Here is a 24,792-nt window from a genome sequence, read left to right as displayed (position 1 = left end):
GATTGAGCTTCGGGGACCAACTCGGGTGTCCGCAAACTCGGCATGGGTTCCGGCGTTCGCCGGAACGACGGTATGAAATCAGGCCGCCTCGCCCATCGGCAGCAGCGCCTTCTCGATCTCGTCGCGCGTTACCTTGGGCGCGAACCGCTCGATGAAGTGATACGCATAGTCGCGCAGGTACGCCCCGCGCCGCAGCGCCAGCCGCGTCACATTGGGCGCGAACAGGTGCGACGCGCCGATCGCGCGCAGTCCCTTGTCGCGCCCGTGGTCGAACGCCATCGAGGCCACGATCCCCACGCCCATGCCCAGCGCGACATACTGCTTGATCACGTCCGAATCCATCGCCGTGAGCGCCACGTCCGGCGCAATCCCGGCTTCTACGAACGCCGAGTCGATGTGCCCGCGCCCGGTGAAACCGACGTCGTAAGTGATGATCGGGTACGTCGCCAGGTCCTCGATCCGCAGCGGCGTTTTCGATAGCAGCTCATGCCCTTCAGGCACCACCACCAGGTGGCTCCAGCGGTAGCACGGGAACGACACCAGCTCCGGGAACGCCGACAGGCCCTCGGTCGCGATCCCGATGTCCGCACGCCCGGACAGCACCAGCTCGGCGATGTGCTCCGGCGCGCTCTGCTGCAAGGCGATGCGCACATTCGGGAACGCCGTGCGAAACGCCTGCACCGCCTCGGGCAGCGCGTAGCGCGCCTGCGTGTGCGTGACGGCCACGGTGAGCGTGCCGCTGTCCTGGGCCGCGTATTCGGCGCTGGCGTTGCGCAGGTTCTCGGCCTCCACCAGCAGCCGCTCGACGATCTTCAGGATGCCCTTGCCGGGCGCGGTCAGCCCGGTCAGGCGCTTGCCGTTGCGTTCGAAGATGACCACCCCGAGCTCTTCCTCCAGCTCGCGGATCTGGCGCGACACGCCAGGCTGCGACGTGAACAGCGCATTGGCCACCTCGGTCAGGTTGAAGCCGCGCCGCGCAGCCTCGCGCACGGAGCGCAACTGCTGGAAGTTCATATGTTGCTGCCCTCGTCCACGAACACATGCATGCGGCGCGGCCGCACCACGAGCTTCTCGCCTTCCTTGAGCGCGAGCTTGCCGTAGCGCTCGTTCGGGATCACGGCCTCGATCAGCTCCGCGTTATCCTGCCGCTCCAGGTCCAGCTGCGCCAGCGGGCCGATCGCGTGCGCGCGGCGCAGCGTGACCACGATGCCCTCCGCGTCCGGCGTGTAGCGCTCCACCTCCAGGTCGTGCGGCCGCACGTAGCCGACGGCCTGCGCATCCGCCACATTCGCATGCTGCGGCGCCTCGAGCTCCACGCCACCGCTGGCCAGCACGCCTTCGTGCACGCGGCCGTGGAACAGGTTCACGTTGCCCAAAAAGCCGTACACGAACGGCGACGCCGGCTGGTTGTACACCTGGTCCGGCGTGCCCAGCTGCTCCACGCGTCCCTTGTTCATCAGGACCACCTGGTCGGCCACTTCCAGCGCTTCTTCCTGGTCGTGCGTGACGAAGATCGAGGTCACGTGCAGTTCGTCGTGCAGGCGGCGCAGCCAGCGGCGCAGTTCCTTGCGCACCTTGGCGTCCAGCGCGCCGAACGGCTCGTCAAGCAGCAGCACGCGCGGCTCCACCGCCAGGGCGCGCGCCAATGCGATGCGCTGGCGCTGGCCGCCCGACAGCTGCGGCGGGTAGCGGTCCGCGATCCAGTCCAGCTGCACCAGCTCCAGCAGTTGCTTCACCTTCTGGCGGATCTGCGCTTCGCTCGGCCGCTCGCTGCGCGGCTTGACGCGCAGGCCGAACGCGACGTTCTCGAACACCGTCATGTGCTTGAACAGCGCATAGTGCTGGAACACGAAGCCGACCTGGCGCTCGCGCACATGGCGGCGCGACGCATCGTGCCCGTCGAGCAGCACGCTGCCCGCGTCCGGATGTTCCAGGCCCGCGATGATGCGCAGCAGCGTGGTCTTGCCGCAGCCGGAAGGCCCGAGCAGCGCGGTAAGCTGCCCGTCCGGGAATTGCAGCGACACGTCGTCCAGCGCCGTGAACTGGCCGAACTGCTTGCGGATGTGTTGGACTTCGATCGTCATGCTATTGCTCCGTATTGCCGTCGGCGCCCGGCTGGCCGGCCGTGTGCAGGCGCCATTCGATGAAGGACTTGACCGCCAGCGTGACCAGCGCCAGCAGCGCCAGCAGCGACGCGATCGCGAACGCGGCGGTGAAGTTGTATTCGTTGTAGAGGATCTCGACCTGCAGCGGCATCGTGTTGGTCTCGCCGCGGATGTGGCCGGAGACCACCGACACCGCGCCGAACTCGCCCATCGCGCGCGCATTGCACAGGATGACGCCGTAGAGCAGGCCCCACTTGATGTTCGGGAGCGTCACCTTGCGGAAGGTGGTCCAGCCCGATGCGCCCAGCACCAGCGCAGCTTCCTCTTCCTCGGTGCCCTGCTGCTGCATCAGCGGGATCAGCTCGCGCGCCACGAACGGAAAGGTCACGAAGATCGTCGCCAGCACGATGCCCGGCACCGCGAACAGGATCTTGATGTCGTGGTCCGAAAGCCACGGACCGAGCCAGCCCTGCGCACCGAACAGCAGCACGTAGATCAGGCCCGCGATCACCGGCGATACCGAGAACGGCAGGTCGATCAGCGTGAGCAGCACGCTCTTGCCCGGAAAATCGAACTTGGCGATGCACCAGGCCGCGGCCACGCCGAACACCAGGTTGAGCGGCACCGAGATGCCGGCCGCGATCAGCGTCAGCTTGATGGCGGAAATGGCGTCCGGGTCGAGGATCGATTCGACATAGGTATGCCAGCCGCCCTTGAGCGCCTCGGTGAACACGGCCACCAGCGGCACGAACAGGAACAGGGTCAGGAACAGCAACGCCACCGTGAGCAGCGCGTAGCGCACCCAGCCCGGCTCGAGCAGGTCGGTGTTCGCCTGGCGGGCCGGCGCGGCCGCGGTTGGTTGATCGATGACCGCGCTCATTTCTTGCCCGCCCGTTTGCGTGCCCAGGACTGCAGCAGGTTGATCGTCAGGAGCATGATGAATGACGCAATCAGCATCACCACGGCGATCGCCGTGGCGCCCGCGTAGTCGTACTGCTCCAGCTTGGTGATGATGAACAGCGGCGTGATCTCGGACACCATCGGGATGTTCCCCGCGATGAAGATCACCGAGCCATATTCGCCGGTGGCCCGCGCGAACGCCAGCGCAAAGCCGGTGAGAAGCGCCGGTACGATCGACGGCAGCACCACGCGCACGAAGGTCTGCAAGGGCGAGGCGCCCAGGCTGGCGGCCGCTTCCTCGAGCTCGCGCTCCGACTCCTCCAGCACCGGCTGCACCGTGCGCACGACGAACGGCAGGCCAATGAAGGTGAGTGCGACCACCACGCCCAGCGGCGTGAACGCGACCTTCAGGCCGAACTTGGTCAGGTACTGGCCGATCCAGCCGTTTTGTGAATACAGCGCAGTCAGCGTAATGCCCGCCACCGCGGTGGGCAGCGCGAACGGCAGGTCCACCAGCGCATCGATGAAGCGCTTGCCGGGAAAGCGGTAGCGCACCAGCACCCACGCGACGATGCCGCCGAAGATCACGTTCAGGAACGCGGCGATCAGCGCGGCGCCGAAGCTCAGGCGATACGACGCGACCACCCGCTCGGAGCTGACCGCGCTCCAGAACGCATCCCAGGTGAGGGTAAAGGTTTTGAGGAAGACCGCCGACAGCGGGATCAGGACGATCAGCGCGAGATAGAACAACGTGAAGCCGAGCGACAGCCCGAATCCGGGGATGACCCGGCCGGGGCTGCTGCGCGGCGCGGAAAACAGGGACATGGGGACCTTATTACATTTCCTTCTAAGAGACCCTCATCATCCCACTGTCAACTCATAAAACAAACGAAGCATTCTTCATTTGCATATGACGAATTGGCTATGTAGCGAAGTCGTCAATAAATGAGCTTTGCGGCAACACCCGTCAGCGTGACAGCCAGCAGCGTGCGCGCCACCCGCTCGGGCACCGCGCGCGAGGCCCAGGCGCCGAGCGTGATGCCGGGCACCGAGCCCACCAGCAAGGTGGCCAGCAGCAGCCAGTCGATCGAGCCCAGCCACCAATGCCCGGCGGCGGCGATGGCGGTCAGCGGGACCGCGTAGGCGATGTCGGTGCCCGCGATTTCCGCCGGGCTCAAGCGCGGGTACAACATCAGCAGGATGGTGGCGCCAATCGCGCCCGCGCCAATGGAAGAAATGGTCACGAGTGTGCCCAGCACGGCGCCGGCAAACACGGTAGCCAGCGACAGCGCACGCCCGTGCAGCTGGCGGCCAGGGCTGGCATGAACCCAGGCAAGCATGCGCGCCCGGAACATCAACGCCACCACCGTCAGCAGCACGGAAACGGCGATCGAATAGCGGATCACCAGGCCAATGGCCGGAGTGAGCGCACCAAACCGATGCAAGGCGAAGGTGGCGACGAGGGCGGCCGGCAAGGCGCCGGCGCACAGGCGCAGCACGATACCCCACTGCACGTTGCCCTTGGAGCGGTGGGTGATGGTACCTGCGGTCTTGGTCAGGGAGGCAAAGGCCAAATCGGTGCCGACGGCGACCGACGGCGTGACGCCGAACAGCAGGGTCAGGAGCGGGGTCATGAGCGATCCGCCGCCCACGCCGGTCATTCCGACCAGCAGGCCGACTGCAAAACCACTCATAACGTAAGTCAACGACATCATTTACCCTCAAGTTTAGCTCAAGGGTAAATGGCTGCTGGCCTTATGCAAACTACAGCTTCCTTATTTGCTTATGCGGCCTGTGCAAAAACGGTAGGGTGGGCGGCTTTGCTGCCCACGCGTCCAGGTAGCGGTGGCCCAGTCGCGTGGCATGCTTTGCTTAAACGCGTGGGCAGAATCTGCCCACCCTACCGGCTGGTTACTTGTTCGGCTGCGGCGTCATGCGCAGGTAGGGCCGCGGTGCGGTATATCCCTTCGGGTACTTGCGCTTGATCTCTTCCTCGTCCTTGACCGACAGCGGGATGATCACGTCGCCGCCCTGCTTCCAGTTGCCCGGCGTGGCCACGTTGTGGCTGTCGGTCAGCTGCAGCGCGTCGATCACGCGCAGCACCTCGTCGAAGTTGCGGCCGGTGCTCATCGGGTACGCGATCATCAGGCGCACCTTTTTGCGCGGGTCGATCACGAACAGGGTGCGCACCGTGGCGGTTTGCGACTGCTCCGGGTGGATCATGTCGTACAGTTTGGCGACCTTCTGGTCCTGGTCGGCGATGATGGGAAAGCCCACCACGCACTGCTGCGTCTCTTCGATGTCGCGCGTCCACAGCTTGTGCGACTCGGCCGGGTCGACCGACAGCGCGATCGCCTTGACGTTGCGCTTGTCGAACTCGGGCTTGAGCTTGGCGGTCAGGCCCAGTTCGGTGGTGCACACCGGCGTGAAGTCGGCCGGATGCGAGAACAGAACGACCCAGGAGTCGCCGGCCCAGTCGTAGAAACGGATCTTGCCGATGGAGGAATCCTGCTCGAAATCGGGGGCGGTATCGCCCAAGCGTAAGCTCATGGTCATCTCCTCAGGTGAAAGGGTAAAACGCCATCATGCCGTGAAGCCGGACCGGCATTGTGCGCCAGATCGAACCGGCGCAAACCTGCTAGAAGTAACGGGTGTACAGCACCACCGCCCAGGTTACCGCGGCCAGCCCGATCGACAGCGCCACCGCGGCGCTGCCGATGTCCTTGGCCTTTTTCGACAGCGGGTGGCGCTCCAGCGAAATGCGGTCCACCACTGCCTCCAGCGCCGAATTGATGAGCTCGACGATCAGCACCACCACCAGCACCCCGATCAGCACCAGCTTCTGGAAGCCCGACACCTGCAGCGACAGCGCCACCGCGGTCGCAATGGTGAACACCAGGATCTCCTGCCGGAACGCGTATTCCGTGCTCCAGGCGGCCTTGAAGCCGTCAAACGAGTTGTAGAAAGCGTTGAGGATGCGCCGCAGCCCGCTCTTGCTCTTGAATTCGCTGGTCAGGTTGTCCATGGGTTTTCCGATTATGCACTACTCCCATTATGCCTGTGCGCGGCGTGGCCGGGCAGTCCATGCTGGTCAAACGGCTAAGTGTTTGCCTTCGCGTTTCAGCATATGGTATAAAGAAGCAGATTTACTGCAGTGCACCAACCACATCATGAAAATGGACACCGTAGAACCGGCCAAGACATCGATCCAGGTGATCGAGCGCATGGTAGCCTTGCTCGATGCGCTGGCCGCCTATCCGGACCCGGTAAGCCTGAAGGAACTGTCCAAGATCTCCGGGCTCCATCCCTCCACCGCCCACCGCATCCTCAACGACATGGTCGTGACCCGCTTCGTCGATCGGGTCGAGCCGGGCACCTACCGCCTCGGCATGCGCCTGCTCGAACTGGGCAACGTGGTCAAGAGCCGTCTGTCGGTACGCGAAGCCGCCGTGGACTTCATGCGCGCGCTACACAAAAAAACCCAGCAGACCATCAACCTGTCGGTCCGCCAGGGCGACGAGCTGGTGTACATCGACCGCTCGTTTTCCGAGCGCTCGGGCATGCAGGTAGTGCGCGCGATCGGCGGGCGCGCCCCGCTGCACCTGACCTCCACCGGCAAGCTGTTCCTGTCGGTCGATGAGCCCAAGGCGATTCGCGCTTACGCCACCCGCACCGGCCTGGCGGGTCACAACAAGAATTCGATCACCGATCTGGCCAAGCTGGAACGCGAGCTGTCGCTGGTGCGCGCGCGCGGCTATGCGCGCGACAACGAAGAGCTGGAACTGGGCGTACGCTGCATGGCGGCCGGCATCCACGACGACACCGGCAAACTGGTTGCCGGTCTGTCGATCTCGGCCCCGGCCGACCGCCTGCAGGAAGACTGGCTGGAAGATCTGGTCAGCACCGCCGCGCAGATCTCGGCGACGCTCGGCTACCGCCCGGCCAGCGCGGCCTGAACAGCCACGCAGCGTAGGGTGGGCAGCTTGTCTGCCCACGCGTTCAACAACTTTTGCACTGATTGAACACGTGGGCGGGATATCCGCCCCCTACCGAATCACCGGACGTCAGGCGCCGTCGTCACCGACGACAGCGTGGTGGCCGGTTCCGCAGCCGAGAAGCTGGACGGCCGCAGCGCCTCCAGCCAGCGGCGAATGCGACCCGCGTCGGCGGTGCGCGACATCTTGCCCTTGGAATCCAGGAACACCATGATCACGTTGCGGCCCTGGATCAGCGCCTGCATCACCAGGCAACGCCCCGCTTCGTTGATGAAGCCGGTCTTCTGCAGCCCGATATTCCAGTCCGGCAGCGACACCAGGTAGTTGGTGTTACCGAACCGCATGGGCCGCCCGTTCGCCGTTACCACGTAGTTGGGCGAGGTGGTGTAGTCGCGCAGCGTCGGCTCCTGGTGCGCGACCGCGACCAGTTTGGCCAGATCGCGCGCGCTCGACACGTTATCGCTCGACAGCCCGCTCGAATCGACATAGTGCGTGTCCTGCATGCCCAGCTCGCGCGCCTTGTCGTTCATTGCCGCGACGAAAGCCGAGATGCCACCCGGATAATTGCGCCCGAGCGCAGCGGCGGCGCGGTTTTCGGAGCTCATCAACGCAATGTGCAACAGGTCGCGCCGGCTCATGCGCGCGCCCACGCGCAGGCGCGAGCTGGTGAACTTGTGGCGGTCGACATCGGCCTCGGTCACCGTCAGCATCTCGTCCATGTCCTGGTGCGCCTGCACCACGACCAGGCCGGTCATCAGCTTCGTGATCGACGCGATCGGCAGGGCCACGCTTGAATTCTTTTCGAACAGCACCTCGGACGTTTCCTGATCGAGCACCAGGGCCACGTTGGAGCGCAGGTCGAGCGGATCATGGGTCAGGTTCAGGCCCGCCAGGTCGCCGGCGCTGAGGGCCGCCACGGCCGGCGCCGCGCGGCGCACGCGCTGCCACGTCACCTTGCGCTTGCCGTGGACCATCTCGATCCGGCGCACCATGCGCTCGCGGTTGTCGTCGGCGATCTGCTGCGCCAGGTCCTTGCGTTTGGCGCTGGCCTTGTGGATGTGGTGCCGGGCCGGTTTGGCACTGGCTGCGCTCTTGGCGGACGTGCCCGCCGCCACGGCAGGCTCGGCGGCAAACAGCAAAAAGGCGACGGTGGCGAACGCAAGCTTATACATCTGAAAAACCCTCGATGCGAACTGATGAGTACTGCATGAAAGTGTATCCAAACAGGATGCGAGCGCAAGCGAAATTCCTATTGAACGTCGCCTTTTGCCAGGCTGCAACAGCCGCCGTCAAACAAGCAGGGAAAGCTTGACGCGGCGGCCTCCGCTAGTATGCCCTACTCGATGAAGCGCACGAATGCGTCCAAGGGCTCACGTTCGGTCACCAGCGAGTTTTCCACCTTGTCCGGGTCGGCCCAGCCGAGCGACATGCCGCACACGACCGTTTCGTTCTCGCCCAGGCCCAGGTGCTCGGCAATGATGCGCGGATAGTGGATGAAGGCCGCTTGTGGGCAGGTGTCCAGCCCGCGCGCACGGGCCGCGACCATAATGTTCTGCAGGAACATCCCGTAATCGATCCACGAACCCTGCTCGAGCACGCGGTCGATCGTGAAGATCAGGCCCACCGGAGCATCGAAGAAGCGGAAATTGCGCCCGTGCTGGTGGGCCATTCCGGCCTTGTTGTCGCGCGTGATGCCCAACAGGCCGTACAAATCCCAGCCCACCTTGCGGCGCCGCTCGATGAACGGCGACACCCACTGGCGCGGGTAGTAGAAATACGCCTCCTGGTCATGCTCCTTGTTCTTTTCCGGGTCGTTGTACACCTCCAGGATCGCGTTCGACAGCGCCTCCTTTTTCGCCCCGGTCAGCACATACACCTTCCACGGCTGGATATTGGTGCCGGACGGCGCGCGGGCGGCGACCTCCAGGATCCTCTCGAGATCCTCGCGCGCGACCGGGGTGGGCAGGTACGCGCGGATCGAACGGCGCGACGTGATCGCGGCATCGACCGCTTCCTGCTGGGGGTTGTGAATCATTGTTTCTCCTATTTCTTGACTACAAAAGCGACGCCGGCCACAGCGATGGCCATGCCCAGCAATCCGGCCGGGCTCAAGGCTTCGCCGAACATCAACCATGCCATGATGGCCGTCGTTGGCGGCGTCAGGTAAAGCAAACTCGTGACTTGCGTCGCTTCGTTGCGGCTGATCAGCTTAAACAGCAGGAAGATGGCGCCGATCGACAGCGCAAACACCGACCACACCAGCGAACCGACGAAGTGGATGTTCCACTGGACCTGCGACAGCCGCAGATCCAGGCCCTCCAGCACCACTGCCAGCGGCACCAGCACGGCCACGGTGGCGCTGAACTGGACGACGGTGCCGGTGCGCAAGTCGAACCGGGGGCAGTAGCGCCGCTGGTACAGCGTTCCCGCCGTGATCGACAGCAGCGCGAACACGCAATACGCGATGGCCGCCGGCGAAAGCCCCGCAAGGCTGATCTTCGCATACACGACCAGCGCCACGCCGGACAATCCGAGCAGCAGGCCCAGCCACTGGCGCGGGCGCACCCGTTCGCCGATGAGCGGCGCCGCGAACGCGGTCAGGATCGGCTGCATGCCAACGATGAGCGCGGTCAGGCCGGCCGGCATGCCCAGCTTGATGCCGGACCAGACCCCGCCCAGGTAGCCCGCCTGCAGCAGCAGCCCGGCCACCGCCACGTGCCCGATGCGGCCCGTCGGCCATGGGGCGCGCGCGACCAGCACAGCCGGCAGCAGCGCCAGCACCGCCGCGCCGCAGCGCAGGATCAGGAAGGTCAGCGGCGGCGCATACGGCAAACCGTATTTGGCAACGATGAACCCGGTGCTCCACAGGAACACGAAGAAGATCGGGACGGGTGAGAGCCAGGCGTGCGTCGCGCGGGCGGCGGGGATGGTCACAGACGAGCTAACAGACGGAAAAGATTGCAGTCTAGCATGAGCATATCCTGCCCCCGGCGGGCTGGCGCCGCGGCGGTCGCGCTCGATGTTGCTCTGCAGTTACTTCTTATGCAGAAAGCGTTGTTTCCGATGCAAGTTTGCAACACTTGAACTTAACATTGTGCGGCGCATCAAAATCTTCTTGACGTGTTCGGCAATCTCAGTAAAAATTGATTCTGTTGCGGTGCACAATAACGCGCCGCCAGGTAGCAACGCTGTTTTCTGCCTCACCGAGTACACGGCAATCATCCCTCAATGCCTAGAATTGGAGAACCACATGTTTGCAATCCCTGAGCAGTTCTCGAACGCCACCAAGGCCAACCTCGAAACCCAGTTCGCCATGCTGTCTTCGCTCACCTCCAAGACCTTCGAGGGCATGGAGAAGCTGGTCGACCTGAACATCAGCGCCGCCAAGGCCACGCTGGAAGAATCCTCGGCTGCCGCCCGCCAGCTGCTGCAAGCGAAAGACCCGCAAGAATTCTTCTCGCTGACCGCAGCCCAGGCCCAGCCGACCGCCGAGAAGGCACTGTCGTACGGCCGCCAGCTCGCATCGATCGCGGTTGGCGCCGGCGCAGAGCTGTCGAAAGCGGCCGAAAACCAGATCGTCGAAGCGAACCGCAAGGTGATCTCGCTGGTGGACGAAGTGAGCAAGAACGCCCCGGCCGGTTCGGAGAACTTTGTCGCCGCGGTCAAGACCGCGATCAGCAACGCCAACGCCGGCTACGAGCAGTTCACCAAGACCGCCAAGCAGGCTGCCGAAGCAATGGAGTCGAACTTCAACACCGCCTTTGCCCAGTTCAACCAGGCTGCGAAAAAGGCGACCGCCGCTGCCGCGTAATCGGCCAAACGGTTTATACGAAAACGGGGCGGGACCTTCGCGGTTCCGCCCCGTTTTTTCATCGTTGGCCATAAAGGAACGTAGGGTGGGCAGGTCTCCTGCCCACGCGTTCAGCCGCCGGTTGGACTGTGCACGAATTCAGCCGCCGGTTGAACGCGTGGGCGGGAAACCCGCCCACCCTACGCGGCCCGCTCCTGCTTACTCGCCCAGATAGGCCGCCTGCACCCGCGGATCGTCCAGCATGTCCCGCGCATTGCCAGTCATGGTGACCGCGCCCGAATCCATCACGTAGCCGCGATGCGCCGCCTGCAGCGCCAGCTTTGCATTCTGCTCCACCAGCAGGATCGTGATACCCTGCCGGCTCACATCGCGGATCACCTCGAAGATCTTCTCCACCATGATCGGCGACAGTCCCATCGACGGCTCGTCCAGCAGCAGCAAGGTCGGATGGCACATCAGCGCGCGCGCCATCGCCAGCATTTGCTGCTCGCCGCCGGACAACGTTCCGGCCAGCTGCGCCGAGCGCTCCTTCAGCCGCGGGAACACCGCATACCATTTCTCGATATCGGCATCGATCCCGGCCTGGTCACGCCGCGTGTAGGCGCCCATCAACAGGTTTTCGTGGATCGTCATGCGGGTGAACACGCCCCGCCCTTCCGGCACCATGGCCAGCTTCTGCTCGACCAGCCGGAACGACTGCTTGCCCGCCAGTGGCTGGCCCAGGTACGAGATCGTGCCGTCCACCTTGCACGGCGGGAGCGTGCCGGTGATCGCCTTGAGCGTGGTGGTCTTGCCCGCGCCGTTGGCGCCGATCAGCGTCACCAGCTCGCCGCGGCGCACCTCCAGGTCAACGCCCTTGACCGCCTTGATGCCGCCGTAGGCCACCTTCAGGCCCGCGACTTTCAGAATCGTTTCGCTCATGTCAGTGCGAACCTCCCAGGTAGGCCTCGATCACGGCCTGGTTCTTCTGAATCTCGGCCGGCAGCCCTTCCGCCAGCTTCTTGCCGTATTCGAGCACGGTGATGCGGTCGCACAGGCCCATCATCAGCTTCACGTCGTGCTCGATCAGGAGCACGGTCTTGCCATCGGCCTTGATTTTCACCAGCAGCTCGCGCAGCGCCAGCTTCTCGGTCGCGTTCATGCCGGCCGCCGGCTCGTCCAGCGCCAGCAGCTTCGGTTCGGTCGCCAGTGCACGCGCGATCTCCAGCCGGCGCTGATCGCCGTAGGACAGGAACTTGGCAGTGCGGTTGGCAAACCGGCCGATGCCCACGAAGTCCAGCAGCTCCTGCGCGCGCTGGCGAATCGCCGCCTCTTCCGCGCGCGCGGCCTTGTGGCGGAAGATCGCGCCAAACACGCCCTGCCGGGTGCGCACATGGCGGCCCACCATCACGTTTTCGAGCGCGGTCATCTCGCCGAACAGGCGAATATTCTGGAAAGTGCGCGCAATGCCGGCCTTGGCCACCTCGTGCGGGGCCGAAGGCGAATACGGCTTGCCGTCCAGCTCGAAGGTGCCGCTGTCCGGCTGGTACAGCCCGGTGATCACGTTGAAGAACGTCGTCTTGCCGGCGCCGTTCGGGCCGATCAGTCCGTAGATCTGGCCCTTGTTGATCGTGATGCCAACATCGGTCAGCGCCTGCAGGCCGCCGAAGCGCTTGTTCACGCCGGCGATGTTCAGAAGGATCTGGTCACTCATCGTCTTCTCCCTCACGCCGCCGACGTCTCGACGTCATCGTCCTGGGTCGCGGCGGTCGGCCGGTCTTCCTTGTTCGGCGACGGCCACAGCCCGGCCGGACGGTTCAGCATGATCAGGACCATCGCCAGGCCATAGAGCAACTGGCGCAGCACCTCGGCCTCGATGACGACCTTGCCGAACACCGCCTGCTGCGCCGGTTCGACCACGTGGCGCAACACTTCCGGCAGCGCGGCCAGCAGCATGCCGCCCATGACCACGCCCGGGATGTGGCCAATGCCGCCCAACACCACCATCGCCAGCACGGCGATCGATTCGGTCAGCGAGAACGATTCGGGCGACACGAAACCCTGGAAGGCCGCGAACATGGCCCCCGCCACGCCGCCGAAGGACGCGCCCATCGAGAACGCGAGCAGCTTGACGTTGCGGGTGTTGATGCCCATCGCCTTGGCCGCGATCTCGTCCTCGCGGATCGCCACCCACGCGCGGCCCAGGCGCGAATGCTGCAGCCTGCCGGTGATGAAGATCGTCGCAATGCACAGCAGCAGGAACAGGAAGTAGTAGGCGTTCACCGACGGCATGGACATGCCGAACACGTTCACCGTCGCGCCCGAGCCGGCCTCGCCCGCCAGGGACACGCCAACGATGCGGATCGGGTCGATCATGTTGATGCCCTGCGGCCCGTTGGTGAAGTTGATCGGGTCGTTCAGGTTGTTCATGAAGATGCGGATGATCTCGCCGAAGCCGAGCGTCACGATGGCCAGATAGTCGCCGCGCAGCTTGAGCGTGGGCGCCCCCAGCAGCGCGCCGAACAGCGCAGCGATCGCCGCGGCCAGCGGCACGATGAACCACACCGACAGGTGGATGCCGTTCTGGACGATCTCCGGCCCCATCCATGCCACCAGGGCCTCGCCCAGCGCCGGGTAGTTATCGACGATCGATTGCAAGAGCGTGGCGAACTGCGGCGACGCCAACAGGCCCGTAAGGTAGGCGCCCACCGCGAAAAACGCGATGTAGCCCAGGTCCAGCAGGCCCGCAAAGCCGACCACGATGTTCAGGCCCAGCGCCAGCATGATGTACAGGAGCGCCATGTCGAGGATGCGCACCCACGAGTTGCCGTAGTGGCTGGCGAAGAACGGGAACGCGATCATCACCGCCAGCAGTACCGCCATGCTGGCGTACGACTGGCGCGGCTTGTGCTGGGTGTCGAATGTGAGAAGAGCCATGTGCGATTCCTCCCTCAGGCGCGGTCGGCGACCCGCTCGCCCATGATGCCCGACGGGCGCACGGTGAGCACGAGGATCAGCACGACGAATGCGAAGATGTCCTGGTAGTGGCTGCCCAAAAAGCCGCCGGTGAAGTCGCCGATGTAGCCGGCGCCCAGGCTTTCGATGATGCCCAGGACGATCCCGCCGATCATGGCGCCGTAGATGTTGCCGATGCCGCCCAGGACAGCGGCCGAGAAGGCCTTCATGCCGGGCACGGTGCCCATCGCGAACTGGATCGACGCATAGTTTGCGCCCCACATCACGCCCGCCACCGCGGCCAGCGCCGCGCCGATGCCGAAGGTGGCCACGATCACGCGGTTCGAATCCACACCCATCAGGCCGGCCACGCGCGGGTTCTCGGCCACCGCGCGCATCGCGCGGCCAAGGCGGGTGCGCTCGACCAGCAGCACCAGGCCGAACATCGCCACGGCGGCCAGCACCAGCAGCAGCACCTGGGTCTGCGAGATCATGGCGCCGGCGATCACGATCGGCTCGGACGAGAGCAGCTGCGGGAACGGCAGCGGGCTGCGGCCCCAGATCATCATCGCGATGGTCTGCAGCAGGATCGACACGCCGATCGCGGTGATGAGTGGCGCCAGGCGCGGCGCGTTGCGCAGGCGGCGGTAGGCGACGCGCTCGATCAGCACGTTCACCAGCGCACACACCGGAATGGCGCCAAGGATCGCAATGGCCAGCTGCACATAGCCCGGCAGGCCGGGCGCGTAGGCTTCCAACAGCTTGAGGATCGACAGGCCGGCCATGGCGCCGATCATCAGGACGTCGCCGTGGGCGAAGTTAATCAGGTTCAGCACCCCGTACACCATCGTGTAACCGAGCGCGACCAGGGCGTACATACTCCCTAGCACCAGACCGTTGAGGATCTGCTGGATGAAAGTCTCCATGGATTGCTTGCCTTTTCTTCAACTAACAAAAACGGCACCCCGTTCCCGAAGTGCCGCTCTGGCCTGACAAAGTGGTGTTACCGCAACCGTCCGCTATTGCGCGAACGACAGAATTCCGAGCGTTGCCATCATAGCGAGGTTTCGCAAAAACTAATATCGGAAATTAAGAATTGTAGGGAATAAACTATGGCGCGGCGCAACAGTGGGAGGTGCTGGTGCGGGAGCGAGTGCCGGTGCACCAGCCGGATGCACGGAATGCCCGTAGGGTGGGCAGGTTTCCTGCCCACGCGTTCAACGCCTGCCAACCGTGTTTGAACGCGTGGGCAGCCAAGCTGCCCACCCTACGAAATCGGGTGAAGTCAGGCCGCGTCGGCCTTGCCGCCGTCCAGCCCTTTCGGCAGCGGAAAGGTCACGTTCTCGATCGCGCCGTCGAGCGTGCGCACGCTTGCCGCACCCAGCGCCTTCAGGCGGTCGATCACCGCCGCCACCAGCACCTCGGGCGCCGACGCGCCGGCGGTGACGCCAACGCGGTGCCTGCCCTTGACCCAGTTCGGATCGATCGCGTCCGCATTGTCCACCATGTAGGCCGGTGTGCCCTTTTTCTCGGCCACTTCGCGCAGCCGGTTCGAGTTCGAGCTGTTGGGGCTGCCGACCACGATTACCACCTCCACCTGCGGCGCCATGAACTTGACCGCTTCCTGGCGGTTGGTGGTCGCGTAGCAGATATCGCCCTTCTTGGGCTCGATGATGTTCGGGAAGCGCGCCTTGAGCGCGGCGATGATGCCGGCGGTGTCGTCCACCGACAGCGTGGTCTGCGACACGTAGGCCAGCAGGTCGGGGTTGGCCACCTGCAGCCCGGCCACGTCCTCGACCGTCTCGACCAGGTGCATGCCCTCGTCCGCCTGCCCCATCGTACCTTCCACTTCCGGATGGCCGCTGTGGCCGATCATCACGATCTCGCAACCCTGCTTGCGCATCTTGGCCACTTCCACGTGCACCTTGGTCACCAGCGGACAGGTCGCGTCGAAGATCTTCAGGCCGCGCGCTTCGGCTTCCTGGCGCACCGCTTTCGAGACGCCGTGCGCCGAAAACACCAGCGTGTTCCCGGCCGGTACGTCGTCCAGTTCCTCGATGAAGATCGCGCCCTTGTTGCGCAGGTCGTTGACCACGTAGGCGTTGTGCACGATCTCGTGGCGCACGTAGATGGGAGCGCCGAACTGCTGCAGCGCGCGCTCGACGATCTCGATTGCGCGGTCAACGCCGGCGCAAAAGCCGCGCGGCTGGGCAAGCAGAATTTCGTTTTCCATGCGTGTCCTTTACAGAACCGAAATCAGTTGTACTTCGAATTGCAGGGTCTGGCCGGCGAGCGGGTGGTTGAAGTCGAAAATCGCGGTGTCGCCGCGCAGCTCGCGCAGCACGCCGGCGAACTGACCGCCGCCCGGCGCATTGAAGGTGACCAGGTCGCCGACGCTGTATTCCTCGTCCGGCACCGAATTGTCGGCCAGGGTCGCCTTCGACACAGCCTGGATCAGGTCCGGATTGCGCTCGCCGAAGCCCTCAAGCGCGGTCAAGGTGAAGGTCTGGTGCGTCCCTTCCGGCAGGCCGAGCAGGCGCTGCTCCAGGAACGGCGCCAGCTGGCCCTGGCCCATCAGCAGGGTTGCGGGCGTACCGCCGAAGGTGGTGACGATATCGGTGCCGTCGGCGGCGGCAAGGCGGTAATGCAGGGTCAGGTAGGAAGTTTCGTTGACGACTGCGGTAGTTGCGTTGGACATATTCGTTCTTCTGGCGGGCAAACCCTTATTGTAAGCCACGGCGGGGCCTGCCGCCCGCCGCTGCCTGTTTTTTTGGCCCAGCCAGCCTCGATTCTTGACCTGGGTTTGGTTTCGCATGACCACACCTGTAACAAGGTGAAAAGCGATTTATCCTCGTGGAAATGGCGGCGTAGGCTTTCAGGTTGTGGAAACAAGACGGAGTTGTGCCATGAGAAGTATCGAACGCGTGTTCTGGGGCTCCCTGGCCCTGCTGTTCGGCGTGTGGTGGGTCACCGACCCGGGCGCCCTGTCCAGCCAGCAGAACTTTTTCCAGTGGCGCGATGTGCTCATGCAGAACACCGGCGTGATCGGCATCGGCGTGATGAGCCTGGCCATGATCCTTGCCGTGCGGCCGGTTGTGCTGGAGCCCTGGCTGGGCGGGCTGGACAAGATGTTCCGGCTGCACAAATGGCTCGGCATTTCAGGCCTGGTCATCTCGGTCAGCCACTGGGCCATCGCCAAGGGGCCGCACTGGCTGATTGACCTGGGCCTTCTCACGCGCCCGGCGCGCGGGCCGCGCGTGCTGCCCGACGCCCCGGTAGAGCGCCTGTTCCTGCAGCAGCGCCACCTTGCCGAATCGGTCGGCGAATGGGCGTTTTACGCGGCGGTGGTGCTGATCGCGCTCGCGCTCATCAAGCGCTTTCCGTATCACCGCTTTGTGCCGGTCCACAAGCTGCTGGCGGCAGCCTACCTCGTACTGGTGTTCCACTCGGTATTCCTTCTCAAGTTCAGTTACTGGACGGGGCCGGCCGGCATTGCCGTCGCCCTGCTGATGGCGCTCGGCAGCGCGGCCGCGGTGATGTCCCTGCTCAGGCGCCGTGCCGGCCGCACCCCGGTAGCGGGCCATATCGTGGGCGTCGAACACCAGCCCGTGGTGGGCGTGGTCGCGATCGACATCGAACTGGACGGCAACTGGCCGGGACACGAGGCCGGGCATTTCGCCTTCCTGACCCTGCCGGGGCGCGAGGGTGCGCACCCGTTCACGATCGCCTCGGCGTGGCAAGGCGACCGCCGGCTGCGCTTCATCGTCAAAGGGCTGGGCGACTTCACGCGCCGGCTGCCGTCGCTGCTCAAGACCGGGGACGCGGTCAAGGTGGAGGGTCCGTACGGCCGCTTCAACTTCGACGGCCCGGCACGGCGCCAGATCTGGATCGGCGGCGGCATCGGCATCACGCCCTTCATCGCGCGCATGCAGGCGCTGGCCGGGCACCGCGACTGGCGCATCATCGACCTGTTCCACACCACGGCGACCTACGATGCGCAGGCCATCGGGCGGCTCACGCACGATGCGGCCCAGGCCGGCGTACGGCTGCATGTGCTGTGGGACGAGCGCGACGGCAGGCTGGATCTGCAACGTATCACCGACGAGGTGCCGGACTGGCGCCAGGCCGATATCTGGTTCTGCGGCCCGGCCGGCTTCGGAAAAGCCATCAAGCAAGGACTGGCGGCGATGGGATTGCCCGAACAACGCTTCCACCAGGAGCTGTTCCAGATGCGCTGAGCCTTGCGCCACGTTCAAGCCTGCAACGGCGGCCATGCCCATAATGCTGCTTCGCCGCAGCCGCCAATGGCGCCGCTGGGCTTGAACGGGAGCGCCGTGCATGGGAATCAGCGATTGGCCGGAACAGGAGCGCCCGCGTGAACGGCTGGTGCGCGAAGGGCCGGCCGCGCTGTCGAGCGCGGAGCTGCTCGCCATCTTCCTGCGCGTGGGCGTGCGCGGCAAAAGCGCGGTCGCGCTCGGGCAGGATGCGCTGGACCATTTCGGCTGCCTGCACCGCCTGTTTCACGCGACGCTGGACGAGTTCAGCGAAGTGAACGGGCTGGGCCTGGCCAAGTACGCCCAGCTGCAGGCCGTGCTCGAACTGGCGCGGCGCGCCGCGCACGAAGAGCTGGCGCGCGAATCGATCTGCTCGCCCGACGTGGCCAAGAATTACCTGCGCATGAAATTCGGCTGCCAGCCGCACGAATCCTTCGTCGTCCTGTTCCTCGACGTTAAGAACCGCCTGATCGACCACCAGGAAATGTTCACCGGCACCCTCACCCAGACCAGCGTGTATCCGCGCGAGGTGGTCAAGGCGGCCCTGCGCCGCAACGCTTCGGGCGTGGTACTGGCGCATAACCACCCTTCGGGCGTGTGCGAGCCAAGCGAGGCCGACCTGCACCTGACCAGCGCGCTGGTGCAGGCGCTGTCGCTGGTGGACGTGCGCGTGCTCGACCATTTTGTGGTGGCCGGACCACACGTCCACTCGTTCGCCGAGCACGGCCAGCTCTAGCTGCCGGTCCCGGTAAACCCTGTGGTTACAACGGGAATGTCTCGATTTTACGATTGTTAAATCACGCCCACGGACCGAGAAACAATTTTTTTTCGCAAGTGATTGATTCCCCGGCGGTTTTCCGGCTATACTCTCATCTTTCCGATTTTGGAACATTACTAAGGAGTGCGCTATGGCACGTGTCTGCCAAGTTACCGGCAAGGGAGTGATGGTTGGCAACAACGTTTCCCACGCTAACAACAAAACCAAACGCCGTTTCCTGCCCAACCTGCAGAACCGTCGCATTTTCGTCGAATCCGAGAACCGTTGGGTCTCCCTGCGCGTTTCGAATGCCGGCCTGCGCGTGATCGACAAGCTGGGCATCGACGCTGTCCTCGCCGACATGCGTGCCCGCGGCGAGAAAATCTAATTTAGGGAGCAGCAAACATGGCAAAAACTGGCCGCGACAAGATCAAGCTGGAATCGACCGCAGGTACCGGTCACTTCTACACCACCACCAAGAACAAGCGCACCATGCCGGGCAAGATGGAAATCATCAAGTTCGACCCGAAGGCACGCAAGCACGTTCAGTACAAAGAAACCAAGATCAAGTAATCTGATCCGGTTCCGTACAAAGAAAGCCGCCCACGACAGTGCGCGGCTTTTTTATTGTCGACCACGCGTTTGAGGCAACTCAACCGCCACGCCAATTCGTCGTTTCCTGAAAACCAGAATGCGTAGACTGGTTAGATTGCCGTAGGTCACGGCTTTCTCGGAAGGAAGCGACATGAGACTTCATGCAGTGGTGATGACCGCCGGATTCACGCTCATGGCGGCCTGTTCGACACCCTACAACTCGCCGGTCGTCGTGCGCGACAGCACGCCCTTCCCCGGCATTGCCAACGTCATCCAGCAGGATGCGGCCCGCCCCGTGGACGTGGTGCTGGTGCACGGCATGTGCACGCACGACGCCGCCTGGGCGCACGCGACGATGGACAACATCACCAGGACCATCCGCACCAACACCGGCACCGAACCCGACCAGGCAGCGCTTGCGGCGGCCAGCCAGATCCAGGTGGTGGAACGGTCGGACAAGACGGCGGGCGGCCTGGTCAATTTCCATACGCTGCTGTGGTCGCCGATGTCGGCCACGCTCAAGCAACAGCTGGCCTACGACAAGACCGGCAAACCCACCGACTGCGGCAAGGACGAAGCGTGCCGGCCCAAACGCGCACACTACAACGGGCTGCTCAAGGACACGCTGCTCAACGACTGCCTGTCGGACGCGATGATCTACCAAGGGCAGAGCCACGTCTATATCAAGCAGAGCATGATCGACGCGGTGGCCAAGGTACTCGAAGGTACGGAACAGCGGTCGGGCCAGGCGCCGGGGCCGCTGATCGTGGTGGCCGAGAGCCTGGGCAGCAAACTGCTGTTCGACGCGCTCAGCGACATGCTACGGCCCGAGGCGCCGGCCCACTTGCACGAATTGGGGCAGCGCGCGGCGCAGCGGATGGCGATCGTGTTCATGGTCGGTAACCAGCTGCCGATCCTGGGGCTGGCCGAGCAGACGCTCGCCCCCGGCGCCACCAACTTTGGCCCGCCGGATGCGCTGCAGCGCTTCCTGACCTTGCGCCGCGCGGGGCAACAGAGTCCCAAGCGCGAGAATCTGTCCAAGCTGGCCGTGGTGGCGTTCACCGACCCGAACGATTTGCTGTCGTACCAGCTCATGCCCACGCGCTACGCCGGGCCCGACGTCACGATCGCGGACGTGCTGGTGTCGAATTCATCGACTTGGTTCGGGCTGCTGGAAGACCCGTTCGGCGCTCACCTGGACTACCTGAAGAACCCTGACGTGGGCGGCATGATCGCCTGCGGCTGGCCGCGGTCGAAGGCGTGCAATTGAAGATTTCCGTAGGGTGGGCAGCTTTTTCAGCTGACCACTGGCCAGCTTCACCCCACGCGTCCAAGCGGCGCAAGCGGGATCTGAACGCGTGGGCGTTCGTTCAGCCGGGCACTGCCCGGCTTCACCCCGCCCACCCTACAAAAACGGCTCCCGAAGGAGCCGCTTTTCGTTGACGCCGTTCGCTTACGCGTACGTGCGCAGCCGCATCGAGAATTCCTGCAGCGACTTGATACCCGACGCTTCCGCGCGTGCGCACCAGTCCTGCAACTGCTGCAGCAGCTGGTCGCGGGTCGAGTGCGAACGCTCCCAGATCGCGCTCAGCTCCACGCGCATCTGGTGCATCGTCTCCAGCACTTTGCTGTGCTGGAACAGCTTAACCAGTTGCTGCTTTTGCGGCGCTTCCAGCTTGGCCGGCTCGCGCTGCATCAGCTTGCGCGCCGATTTCAGAAAGCGTGGCTCCAGCTCGGCCTTGTGCTTCAGCTGCTCCACTTCCTCGCGGAACGCGTGCTTGACCGACTTGGCATACTTGGCCATCACGTGATAGCGGTTCGCGATCACGGCCTGCAGCGTATCGAAGTCCGCCTCCGCCTTGTTCTTGACGCGCTTGGGTTTCGGCGCAACCTTCTTCACCTTGGCCAGGCCCACCACTTCCATCATCCGGATATAGGTCCAGCCGATGTCGAATTCGTACCACTTGTTCGACAGCTTGGCCGAGGTGGCGAAGGTATGGTGGTTGTTGTGCAGCTCCTCGCCGCCGATCAGGATACCCCACGGGAACACGTTGGTTGCCGCATCGTTGCAGTCGTAGTTGCGGTAGCCCCAGAAGTGGCCGATGCCGTTGATGACGCCTGCGGCCCAGATCGGGATCCACAACATCTGCACGGCCCAGATCGTCAGGCCGATCACACCAAACAGGACCACGTTAATCACCAGCAGCGCCGACACGCCGGCCCAGCTGTACGGGGTGTACACGTGGCGCTCGATCCAGTCGTTCGGGGTGCCATGGCCGTACTTGTCCAGCGTTTCCTGGTTCTTGCTTTCGGCGCGGTACAGCTCGGCGCCTTCGAGCAGCACCTTCATCACGCCCTTGGTGACCGGGCTGTGCGGGTCGTCTTCGGTCTCGCACTTGGCGTGGTGCTTGCGGTGGATCGCGGCCCACTCCTTGGTCACCTGGCCGGTCGTCAGCCACAGCCAGAAGCGGAAGAAGTGGCTGGGAATGGCGTGCAGTTCCAGCGCGCGGTGCGCCTGGTGCCGGTGCAGGAAGATGGTCACGCTGGCGATGGTGATGTGCGTCACGACCAGCGTGTACAGCACGAGTTCCCAGCCGGACAGGCCGACCAGGCCCGTGTCGAGGAAACTCAGCACCGCGTGCAAGGTGTTGCTAAACAAATTCATTGATGCTCCAAAGGGGATGGCGAAACTGCCCACGCCGTTCGAAAACCCGACCAGCGCCGCACTTCACATTTTACGCGCAACTACTGCCCGCGGGCACCAACTGGAGCAATCAAGTGGCCTCGGTTTGCGCCATTCGCGACACCGGCGTTGGCAGCTCTTTATCAAGCAGACGAACATCGAGCACATTCGTTGCCAGCTTGATCTGTCCCGACTGGACCAGCGCGTAGATCTTCTTGTTCACCTCAGACACGACGCCACCCAGTCCGTTCTCGGGGTCCCCGATCCAGAAACCCAGTTCGACCTCGTAGCCTTCCGGCGCAAAGCGGTTCAGGCCGACGCCGGGCGCCGGTTGTGCCAGCACGCGCGGCGTGCCGACCGCCTGCTGCAGCAGCAACGGCATCACCACGGTCAGGTCGCTGCCGTGCGCGACGAGGATGCGGGTGAAGCCGCGCACGCAGCGGCTGGACAGCGACTGGTTCTGCACCGGCCCGGAAATCAGCATCTCGTTCGGCAGCACCGTTTCCACGCCATCGAGCCCCTGCAGCACGGTGTAGCGGGTGTTGATGTTGGTGATCTTGCCAGTGTACTTATCCACCGAAATCATGTCGCCGATCGACAGGCTGCGCTCGAGCAGGATGATGAAACCCGACACGTAGTTGCTGGCAATGCGCTGCATGCCCAGGCCCAGGCCCACGCCGAACGCGCCGCCGAATACGGACAGCACGGTCAGGTCCAGCCCCATCAGCGGCAGGCACAGCAGCACGGCAACGAGGATCAGCAAGGCGCGACTCATGCGCGCCAGCATCACCTTGAGCGAAGTGTGCAGGCCGGCCATGCCCATCAGGCGCTCTTCCAGCGCGGCGCCGGCCCACAGCGCCAGCATCAGCAGCACCACGACCGACAGGCCGCCCTGCAGGATCTCCGCGATCGACGGATGCAGCTTGCCGATGCGGATTTCGCGGCTGTCGAGGAAGGCGTAGACGTCGTCCCACATGCCGGTGATGTAGAGCGCAACACCCAGCCACACCAGCAGCGCGAACATCTTCTCGAACGTGACGAAGGCCGCGCCCAGCTCGCCCCTGCGGCCGAACACGCGGCGCAGCAGGTAGAACACGGCCCGGATCGCCGCCAGCGAAGTGAACACCGGCATGGCCACCCGCACCAGGTTGATGTGGATGTGGTTGGCGATGAGGATGTACTTGGCAGCGTCCAGCAGCCCGACCACGATCAGCGGGGCCAGCACCGCGAGGAAGCTCTCGGCGCCGATGCGCAGGAAGCCGCCCTCGCCGTCGCGCGCGCGCGGCAGCAAGCGGCGGATCACGCGCGCAGCGAGCCAGCCGAGCGCGGCGCTCGCCACCACCGCCACCACCTGCCACTTGATGCCGGGCCGGGCGAGATCCTCGATCAGGTCGGGCAGCAGGTTGGACAGGGGCACCGCCGTCATCGCTTATTCCTCCGTTTCCGCCTGCGCCTTGGCCGGTTTCGCGGCCATCGGTTTGCGCTCCAGCACGGCGGCGAAGAAGCCGTCGGTGTTGTGCTTGTGCGGCAGCAGCTTGAGGTACTTGTCCATCTCGAGCGGGATCTTCTGTTCAGCCAGCGCGGCGCTCATCGGCACCAGCGCAAAGTCGTCGTGCGTGGCCAGGAACTGCTCGACCACCGCGTCGTTCTCTTCGTTCAGCAGGCTGCAGGTGGCGTACACCAGGCGCCCGCCGCTCTTGACCAGGCGCGAGGCGCCGTCCAGGATCGACAGCTGCTTTTCCTGCATCTCGGCGATCGCCTGTGGCTGCTGGCGCCATTTCACGTCCGGGTTGCGGCGCAGGGTGCCCAGGCCGCTGCACGGCGCATCGACCAGCACGCGGTCGATCTTGCCGGCCAGGCGCTTGACCTTGGCGTCGCGCTCGTGCGCGATGACCACCGGATGCACGTTCGACAGGCCCGAGCGCGCCAGGCGCGGCTTGAGCTTGGCCAGGCGCTTTTCCGACACGTCGAACGCGTACAGGCGGCCGGTGTTGCGCATGATCGCGCCCAGCGCCAGCGTCTTGCCGCCCGCGCCCGCACAAAAGTCCACCACCATTTCGCCGCGGCGCGCGCCCACCAGCTGGGCCAGCACCTGGCTGCCCTCGTCCTGCACCTCGATGGCGCCGGACTTGAACAGCGGCAGGTTCTGCAGCGCCGGCTTCTTGTGCACGCGCAGGCCCAGCGGCGCGTACGGCATCGGCTCGGCGATGATCGGCGCCGTGGCCAGCTCGGCGATCACGTCGTCGCGGTTGGCCTTGATCGAGTTGACGCGCAGGTCGAGCGGCGCCGGCGTGTTCAGCACAGCGGCCAGCTCCAGCGTTTCCTGCTCGCCGAACTGGGCCACGAGCTTGTCGTACAGCCATTGGGGCAGGTTCGAACGCAACAGCGGCGACAGCAGCTTGCGGTCGATCTGCGTAACGCGGGCCAGGAACTGGTTTTCCTCTTCGCTCAAGCCGCCAAGCGACTCGGCGCCCACCGCCTCGGCCATGCCCAGCAGGGCCAGGCGGCGGATGGTCGGCGCATTGCCGGAGCCGGCGAAATCGGTGAAGAAGGACTTGTTGCGCAGCACGGCATACACCCCCTCGGCGACGGCGCCGCGTTCACGGCCACCCAGGCGCGGGTGATCCTTGAAGTAGCGCGACAGCGTCACGTCGGCCGGCGCGGTAAAACGCAGGATCTCGCGCAACACCTCTTCGGTATTGGCGAGAATTGCTGGAGGCAATCTCATGAAATTCCTTG

General features: G+C 64.6%; 26 protein-coding genes. 7 read left to right on the top strand and 19 right to left on the bottom strand.

Annotated features, from left to right (window positions below):
* Nucleotides 1-78 precede the first annotated feature (78 nt).
* The 7 genes from NX773_RS01975 to NX773_RS01945 all read right to left on the bottom strand — a co-directional run bounded on the left by NX773_RS01975 (nucleotide 79) and on the right by NX773_RS01945 (nucleotide 6,030).
* Nucleotides 79-1,014 carry a CysB family HTH-type transcriptional regulator gene (locus NX773_RS01975; RefSeq protein WP_258854713.1) on the bottom strand — a complete coding sequence of 312 codons (936 nt, stop codon included), beginning with the start codon at nucleotides 1,012-1,014 and terminating at the stop codon, nucleotides 79-81.
* Nucleotides 1,011-2,084, bottom strand: coding sequence for a sulfate/molybdate ABC transporter ATP-binding protein (locus NX773_RS01970; RefSeq protein ID WP_258854712.1), 1,074 nt, complete (start codon nucleotides 2,082-2,084; stop codon nucleotides 1,011-1,013). Before NX773_RS01970 ends, NX773_RS01975 begins: the two co-directional genes overlap by 4 nt.
* Before the next feature lies 1 nt (nucleotide 2,085).
* On the bottom strand, nucleotides 2,086-2,985 hold the full coding sequence (gene cysW / locus NX773_RS01965; protein WP_258854711.1) for a sulfate ABC transporter permease subunit CysW: 900 nt from the start codon (nucleotides 2,983-2,985) through the stop codon (nucleotides 2,086-2,088).
* Nucleotides 2,982-3,830 carry a sulfate ABC transporter permease subunit CysT gene (gene cysT, locus NX773_RS01960; protein WP_258821265.1) on the bottom strand — a complete coding sequence of 283 codons (849 nt, stop codon included), beginning with the start codon at nucleotides 3,828-3,830 and terminating at the stop codon, nucleotides 2,982-2,984. Before cysT ends, cysW begins: the two co-directional genes overlap by 4 nt.
* A 113-nt stretch (nucleotides 3,831-3,943) precedes the next feature.
* Nucleotides 3,944-4,717, bottom strand: coding sequence for a sulfite exporter TauE/SafE family protein (locus NX773_RS01955; protein WP_258855824.1), 774 nt, complete (start codon nucleotides 4,715-4,717; stop codon nucleotides 3,944-3,946).
* Between the two features lie 199 nt (nucleotides 4,718-4,916).
* Nucleotides 4,917-5,555, bottom strand: a complete 639-nt coding sequence (locus NX773_RS01950; RefSeq protein WP_258821266.1) for a peroxiredoxin — start codon at nucleotides 5,553-5,555, stop codon at nucleotides 4,917-4,919.
* Nucleotides 5,556-5,643: 88 nt separating this feature from the next.
* Nucleotides 5,644-6,030 carry a diacylglycerol kinase gene (locus NX773_RS01945; RefSeq protein ID WP_258821267.1) on the bottom strand — a complete coding sequence of 129 codons (387 nt, stop codon included), beginning with the start codon at nucleotides 6,028-6,030 and terminating at the stop codon, nucleotides 5,644-5,646.
* A 145-nt stretch (nucleotides 6,031-6,175) separates the two neighbouring features.
* On the opposite strand from NX773_RS01945, the gene NX773_RS01940 reads away from it, so the two are divergent.
* Nucleotides 6,176-6,961 (top strand): IclR family transcriptional regulator, encoded by a 786-nt coding sequence (locus NX773_RS01940; protein WP_258821268.1) that lies wholly within the window; start codon nucleotides 6,176-6,178, stop codon nucleotides 6,959-6,961.
* 98 nt (nucleotides 6,962-7,059) lie between these two features.
* On the opposite strand, the gene pbpG is transcribed toward NX773_RS01940, so the two are convergent.
* The 3 genes from pbpG to NX773_RS01925 form a co-directional block, all read right to left on the bottom strand.
* Nucleotides 7,060-8,172 carry a D-alanyl-D-alanine endopeptidase gene (gene pbpG / locus NX773_RS01935; RefSeq protein WP_258854710.1) on the bottom strand — a complete coding sequence of 371 codons (1,113 nt, stop codon included), beginning with the start codon at nucleotides 8,170-8,172 and terminating at the stop codon, nucleotides 7,060-7,062.
* Between the two features lie 164 nt (nucleotides 8,173-8,336).
* Nucleotides 8,337-9,035: a nitroreductase gene (locus NX773_RS01930; RefSeq protein ID WP_258854709.1), complete on the bottom strand. Its 699-nt coding sequence runs from the start codon at nucleotides 9,033-9,035 to the stop codon at nucleotides 8,337-8,339.
* Nucleotides 9,036-9,043: 8 nt separating this feature from the next.
* Nucleotides 9,044-9,934, bottom strand: coding sequence for a DMT family transporter (locus NX773_RS01925; protein WP_258854708.1), 891 nt, complete (start codon nucleotides 9,932-9,934; stop codon nucleotides 9,044-9,046).
* A gap of 316 nt (nucleotides 9,935-10,250) precedes the next feature.
* On the opposite strand from NX773_RS01925, the gene phaP reads away from it, so the two are divergent.
* Nucleotides 10,251-10,811: a TIGR01841 family phasin gene (gene phaP, locus NX773_RS01920; RefSeq protein WP_258821272.1), complete on the top strand. Its 561-nt coding sequence runs from the start codon at nucleotides 10,251-10,253 to the stop codon at nucleotides 10,809-10,811.
* A gap of 198 nt (nucleotides 10,812-11,009) precedes the next feature.
* Here phaP and NX773_RS01915 read toward each other — a convergent pair whose 3' ends face one another.
* The 6 genes from NX773_RS01915 to NX773_RS01890 all read right to left on the bottom strand — a co-directional run bounded on the left by NX773_RS01915 (nucleotide 11,010) and on the right by NX773_RS01890 (nucleotide 16,443).
* Complete coding sequence (locus NX773_RS01915; protein ID WP_258854707.1) at nucleotides 11,010-11,732, bottom strand: ABC transporter ATP-binding protein; 723 nt, start codon at nucleotides 11,730-11,732, stop codon at nucleotides 11,010-11,012.
* 1 nt (nucleotide 11,733) lies between these two features.
* Entirely contained in the window at nucleotides 11,734-12,504 is a 771-nt protein-coding gene (locus NX773_RS01910; RefSeq protein WP_258821274.1) for an ABC transporter ATP-binding protein, read from the bottom strand.
* 11 nt (nucleotides 12,505-12,515) lie between these two features.
* The gene (locus tag NX773_RS01905; RefSeq protein WP_258854706.1) at nucleotides 12,516-13,727 is read right to left on the bottom strand and encodes an ABC transporter permease subunit; all 1,212 of its coding nucleotides are present in this window, start codon (nucleotides 13,725-13,727) and stop codon (nucleotides 12,516-12,518) included.
* A gap of 14 nt (nucleotides 13,728-13,741) precedes the next feature.
* Nucleotides 13,742-14,671, bottom strand: coding sequence for a branched-chain amino acid ABC transporter permease (locus tag NX773_RS01900; RefSeq protein WP_258854705.1), 930 nt, complete (start codon nucleotides 14,669-14,671; stop codon nucleotides 13,742-13,744).
* Between the two features lie 359 nt (nucleotides 14,672-15,030).
* Complete coding sequence (ispH, locus tag NX773_RS01895; protein WP_258854704.1) at nucleotides 15,031-15,978, bottom strand: 4-hydroxy-3-methylbut-2-enyl diphosphate reductase; 948 nt, start codon at nucleotides 15,976-15,978, stop codon at nucleotides 15,031-15,033.
* Nucleotides 15,979-15,987: 9 nt separating this feature from the next.
* Nucleotides 15,988-16,443: an FKBP-type peptidyl-prolyl cis-trans isomerase gene (locus tag NX773_RS01890; protein WP_258854703.1), complete on the bottom strand. Its 456-nt coding sequence runs from the start codon at nucleotides 16,441-16,443 to the stop codon at nucleotides 15,988-15,990.
* A 208-nt stretch (nucleotides 16,444-16,651) separates the two neighbouring features.
* On the opposite strand from NX773_RS01890, the gene NX773_RS01885 reads away from it, so the two are divergent.
* From NX773_RS01885 to NX773_RS01865, 5 genes are all read left to right on the top strand, one after another.
* A complete protein-coding gene (locus NX773_RS01885; protein WP_258854702.1) occupies nucleotides 16,652-17,983 on the top strand; it encodes a ferredoxin reductase family protein in 1,332 nt (443 codons plus the stop codon).
* Nucleotides 17,984-18,083: 100 nt separating this feature from the next.
* A complete protein-coding gene (radC, locus tag NX773_RS01880; protein ID WP_258854701.1) occupies nucleotides 18,084-18,755 on the top strand; it encodes a RadC family protein in 672 nt (223 codons plus the stop codon).
* A gap of 172 nt (nucleotides 18,756-18,927) precedes the next feature.
* Nucleotides 18,928-19,164, top strand: a complete 237-nt coding sequence (rpmB, locus tag NX773_RS01875) for a 50S ribosomal protein L28 (RefSeq protein ID WP_258821281.1) — start codon at nucleotides 18,928-18,930, stop codon at nucleotides 19,162-19,164.
* Between the two features lie 17 nt (nucleotides 19,165-19,181).
* Nucleotides 19,182-19,349 carry a 50S ribosomal protein L33 gene (gene rpmG, locus NX773_RS01870; RefSeq protein ID WP_258811419.1) on the top strand — a complete coding sequence of 56 codons (168 nt, stop codon included), beginning with the start codon at nucleotides 19,182-19,184 and terminating at the stop codon, nucleotides 19,347-19,349.
* A gap of 172 nt (nucleotides 19,350-19,521) precedes the next feature.
* Nucleotides 19,522-20,640, top strand: a complete 1,119-nt coding sequence (locus NX773_RS01865) for a hypothetical protein (RefSeq protein WP_258854700.1) — start codon at nucleotides 19,522-19,524, stop codon at nucleotides 20,638-20,640.
* 183 nt (nucleotides 20,641-20,823) lie between these two features.
* Here NX773_RS01865 and NX773_RS01860 read toward each other — a convergent pair whose 3' ends face one another.
* The 3 genes from NX773_RS01860 to NX773_RS01850 form a co-directional block, all read right to left on the bottom strand.
* Entirely contained in the window at nucleotides 20,824-22,035 is a 1,212-nt protein-coding gene (locus NX773_RS01860; RefSeq protein ID WP_258854699.1) for a DesA family fatty acid desaturase, read from the bottom strand.
* 109 nt (nucleotides 22,036-22,144) lie between these two features.
* Entirely contained in the window at nucleotides 22,145-23,479 is a 1,335-nt protein-coding gene (locus tag NX773_RS01855) for a mechanosensitive ion channel family protein (RefSeq protein WP_258854698.1), read from the bottom strand.
* A 3-nt stretch (nucleotides 23,480-23,482) separates the two neighbouring features.
* Nucleotides 23,483-24,781 carry an RsmB/NOP family class I SAM-dependent RNA methyltransferase gene (locus tag NX773_RS01850; RefSeq protein WP_258854697.1) on the bottom strand — a complete coding sequence of 433 codons (1,299 nt, stop codon included), beginning with the start codon at nucleotides 24,779-24,781 and terminating at the stop codon, nucleotides 23,483-23,485.
* Between the last annotated feature and the right edge of the window lie 11 nt (nucleotides 24,782-24,792).

Origin of the sequence: Massilia solisilvae (genome assembly GCF_024753215.1) — a bacterium.
In the GTDB taxonomy this organism is placed as follows: Bacteria; Pseudomonadota; Gammaproteobacteria; order Burkholderiales; family Burkholderiaceae_D; genus Telluria; species Telluria solisilvae.
Note: the sequence above shows the minus strand (reverse complement) of the source record. Positions and strands in the feature narration are given on the sequence as shown.

Excerpts from the sequence above, each read along its gene's own strand:
- NX773_RS01865 (WP_258854700.1), top strand. The coding sequence starts at position 19,522 with ATGAGACTTCATGCAGTGGTGATGACCGCCGGATTCACGCTCATGGCG.
- NX773_RS01955 (WP_258855824.1), bottom strand. The coding sequence starts at position 4,717 with ATGTCGTTGACTTACGTTATGAGTGGTTTTGCAGTCGGCCTGCTGGTC.
- NX773_RS01885 (WP_258854702.1), top strand. The coding sequence starts at position 16,652 with ATGAGAAGTATCGAACGCGTGTTCTGGGGCTCCCTGGCCCTGCTGTTC.
- NX773_RS01945 (WP_258821267.1), bottom strand. The coding sequence starts at position 6,030 with ATGGACAACCTGACCAGCGAATTCAAGAGCAAGAGCGGGCTGCGGCGC.
- NX773_RS01900 (WP_258854705.1), bottom strand. The coding sequence starts at position 14,671 with ATGGAGACTTTCATCCAGCAGATCCTCAACGGTCTGGTGCTAGGGAGT.
- phaP (WP_258821272.1), top strand. The coding sequence starts at position 10,251 with ATGTTTGCAATCCCTGAGCAGTTCTCGAACGCCACCAAGGCCAACCTC.
- NX773_RS01940 (WP_258821268.1), top strand. The coding sequence starts at position 6,176 with ATGAAAATGGACACCGTAGAACCGGCCAAGACATCGATCCAGGTGATC.
- cysT (WP_258821265.1), bottom strand. The coding sequence starts at position 3,830 with ATGTCCCTGTTTTCCGCGCCGCGCAGCAGCCCCGGCCGGGTCATCCCC.
- NX773_RS01890 (WP_258854703.1), bottom strand. The coding sequence starts at position 16,443 with ATGTCCAACGCAACTACCGCAGTCGTCAACGAAACTTCCTACCTGACC.
- NX773_RS01910 (WP_258821274.1), bottom strand. The coding sequence starts at position 12,504 with ATGAGTGACCAGATCCTTCTGAACATCGCCGGCGTGAACAAGCGCTTC.
- NX773_RS01950 (WP_258821266.1), bottom strand. The coding sequence starts at position 5,555 with ATGAGCTTACGCTTGGGCGATACCGCCCCCGATTTCGAGCAGGATTCC.
- rpmB (WP_258821281.1), top strand. The coding sequence starts at position 18,928 with ATGGCACGTGTCTGCCAAGTTACCGGCAAGGGAGTGATGGTTGGCAAC.
- ispH (WP_258854704.1), bottom strand. The coding sequence starts at position 15,978 with ATGGAAAACGAAATTCTGCTTGCCCAGCCGCGCGGCTTTTGCGCCGGC.
- NX773_RS01975 (WP_258854713.1), bottom strand. The coding sequence starts at position 1,014 with ATGAACTTCCAGCAGTTGCGCTCCGTGCGCGAGGCTGCGCGGCGCGGC.
- pbpG (WP_258854710.1), bottom strand. The coding sequence starts at position 8,172 with ATGTATAAGCTTGCGTTCGCCACCGTCGCCTTTTTGCTGTTTGCCGCC.
- NX773_RS01915 (WP_258854707.1), bottom strand. The coding sequence starts at position 11,732 with ATGAGCGAAACGATTCTGAAAGTCGCGGGCCTGAAGGTGGCCTACGGC.
- NX773_RS01930 (WP_258854709.1), bottom strand. The coding sequence starts at position 9,035 with ATGATTCACAACCCCCAGCAGGAAGCGGTCGATGCCGCGATCACGTCG.
- NX773_RS01970 (WP_258854712.1), bottom strand. The coding sequence starts at position 2,084 with ATGACGATCGAAGTCCAACACATCCGCAAGCAGTTCGGCCAGTTCACG.
- NX773_RS01905 (WP_258854706.1), bottom strand. The coding sequence starts at position 13,727 with ATGGCTCTTCTCACATTCGACACCCAGCACAAGCCGCGCCAGTCGTAC.
- rpmG (WP_258811419.1), top strand. The coding sequence starts at position 19,182 with ATGGCAAAAACTGGCCGCGACAAGATCAAGCTGGAATCGACCGCAGGT.
- radC (WP_258854701.1), top strand. The coding sequence starts at position 18,084 with ATGGGAATCAGCGATTGGCCGGAACAGGAGCGCCCGCGTGAACGGCTG.
- NX773_RS01850 (WP_258854697.1), bottom strand. The coding sequence starts at position 24,781 with ATGAGATTGCCTCCAGCAATTCTCGCCAATACCGAAGAGGTGTTGCGC.
- NX773_RS01855 (WP_258854698.1), bottom strand. The coding sequence starts at position 23,479 with ATGACGGCGGTGCCCCTGTCCAACCTGCTGCCCGACCTGATCGAGGAT.
- NX773_RS01860 (WP_258854699.1), bottom strand. The coding sequence starts at position 22,035 with ATGAATTTGTTTAGCAACACCTTGCACGCGGTGCTGAGTTTCCTCGAC.
- cysW (WP_258854711.1), bottom strand. The coding sequence starts at position 2,985 with ATGAGCGCGGTCATCGATCAACCAACCGCGGCCGCGCCGGCCCGCCAG.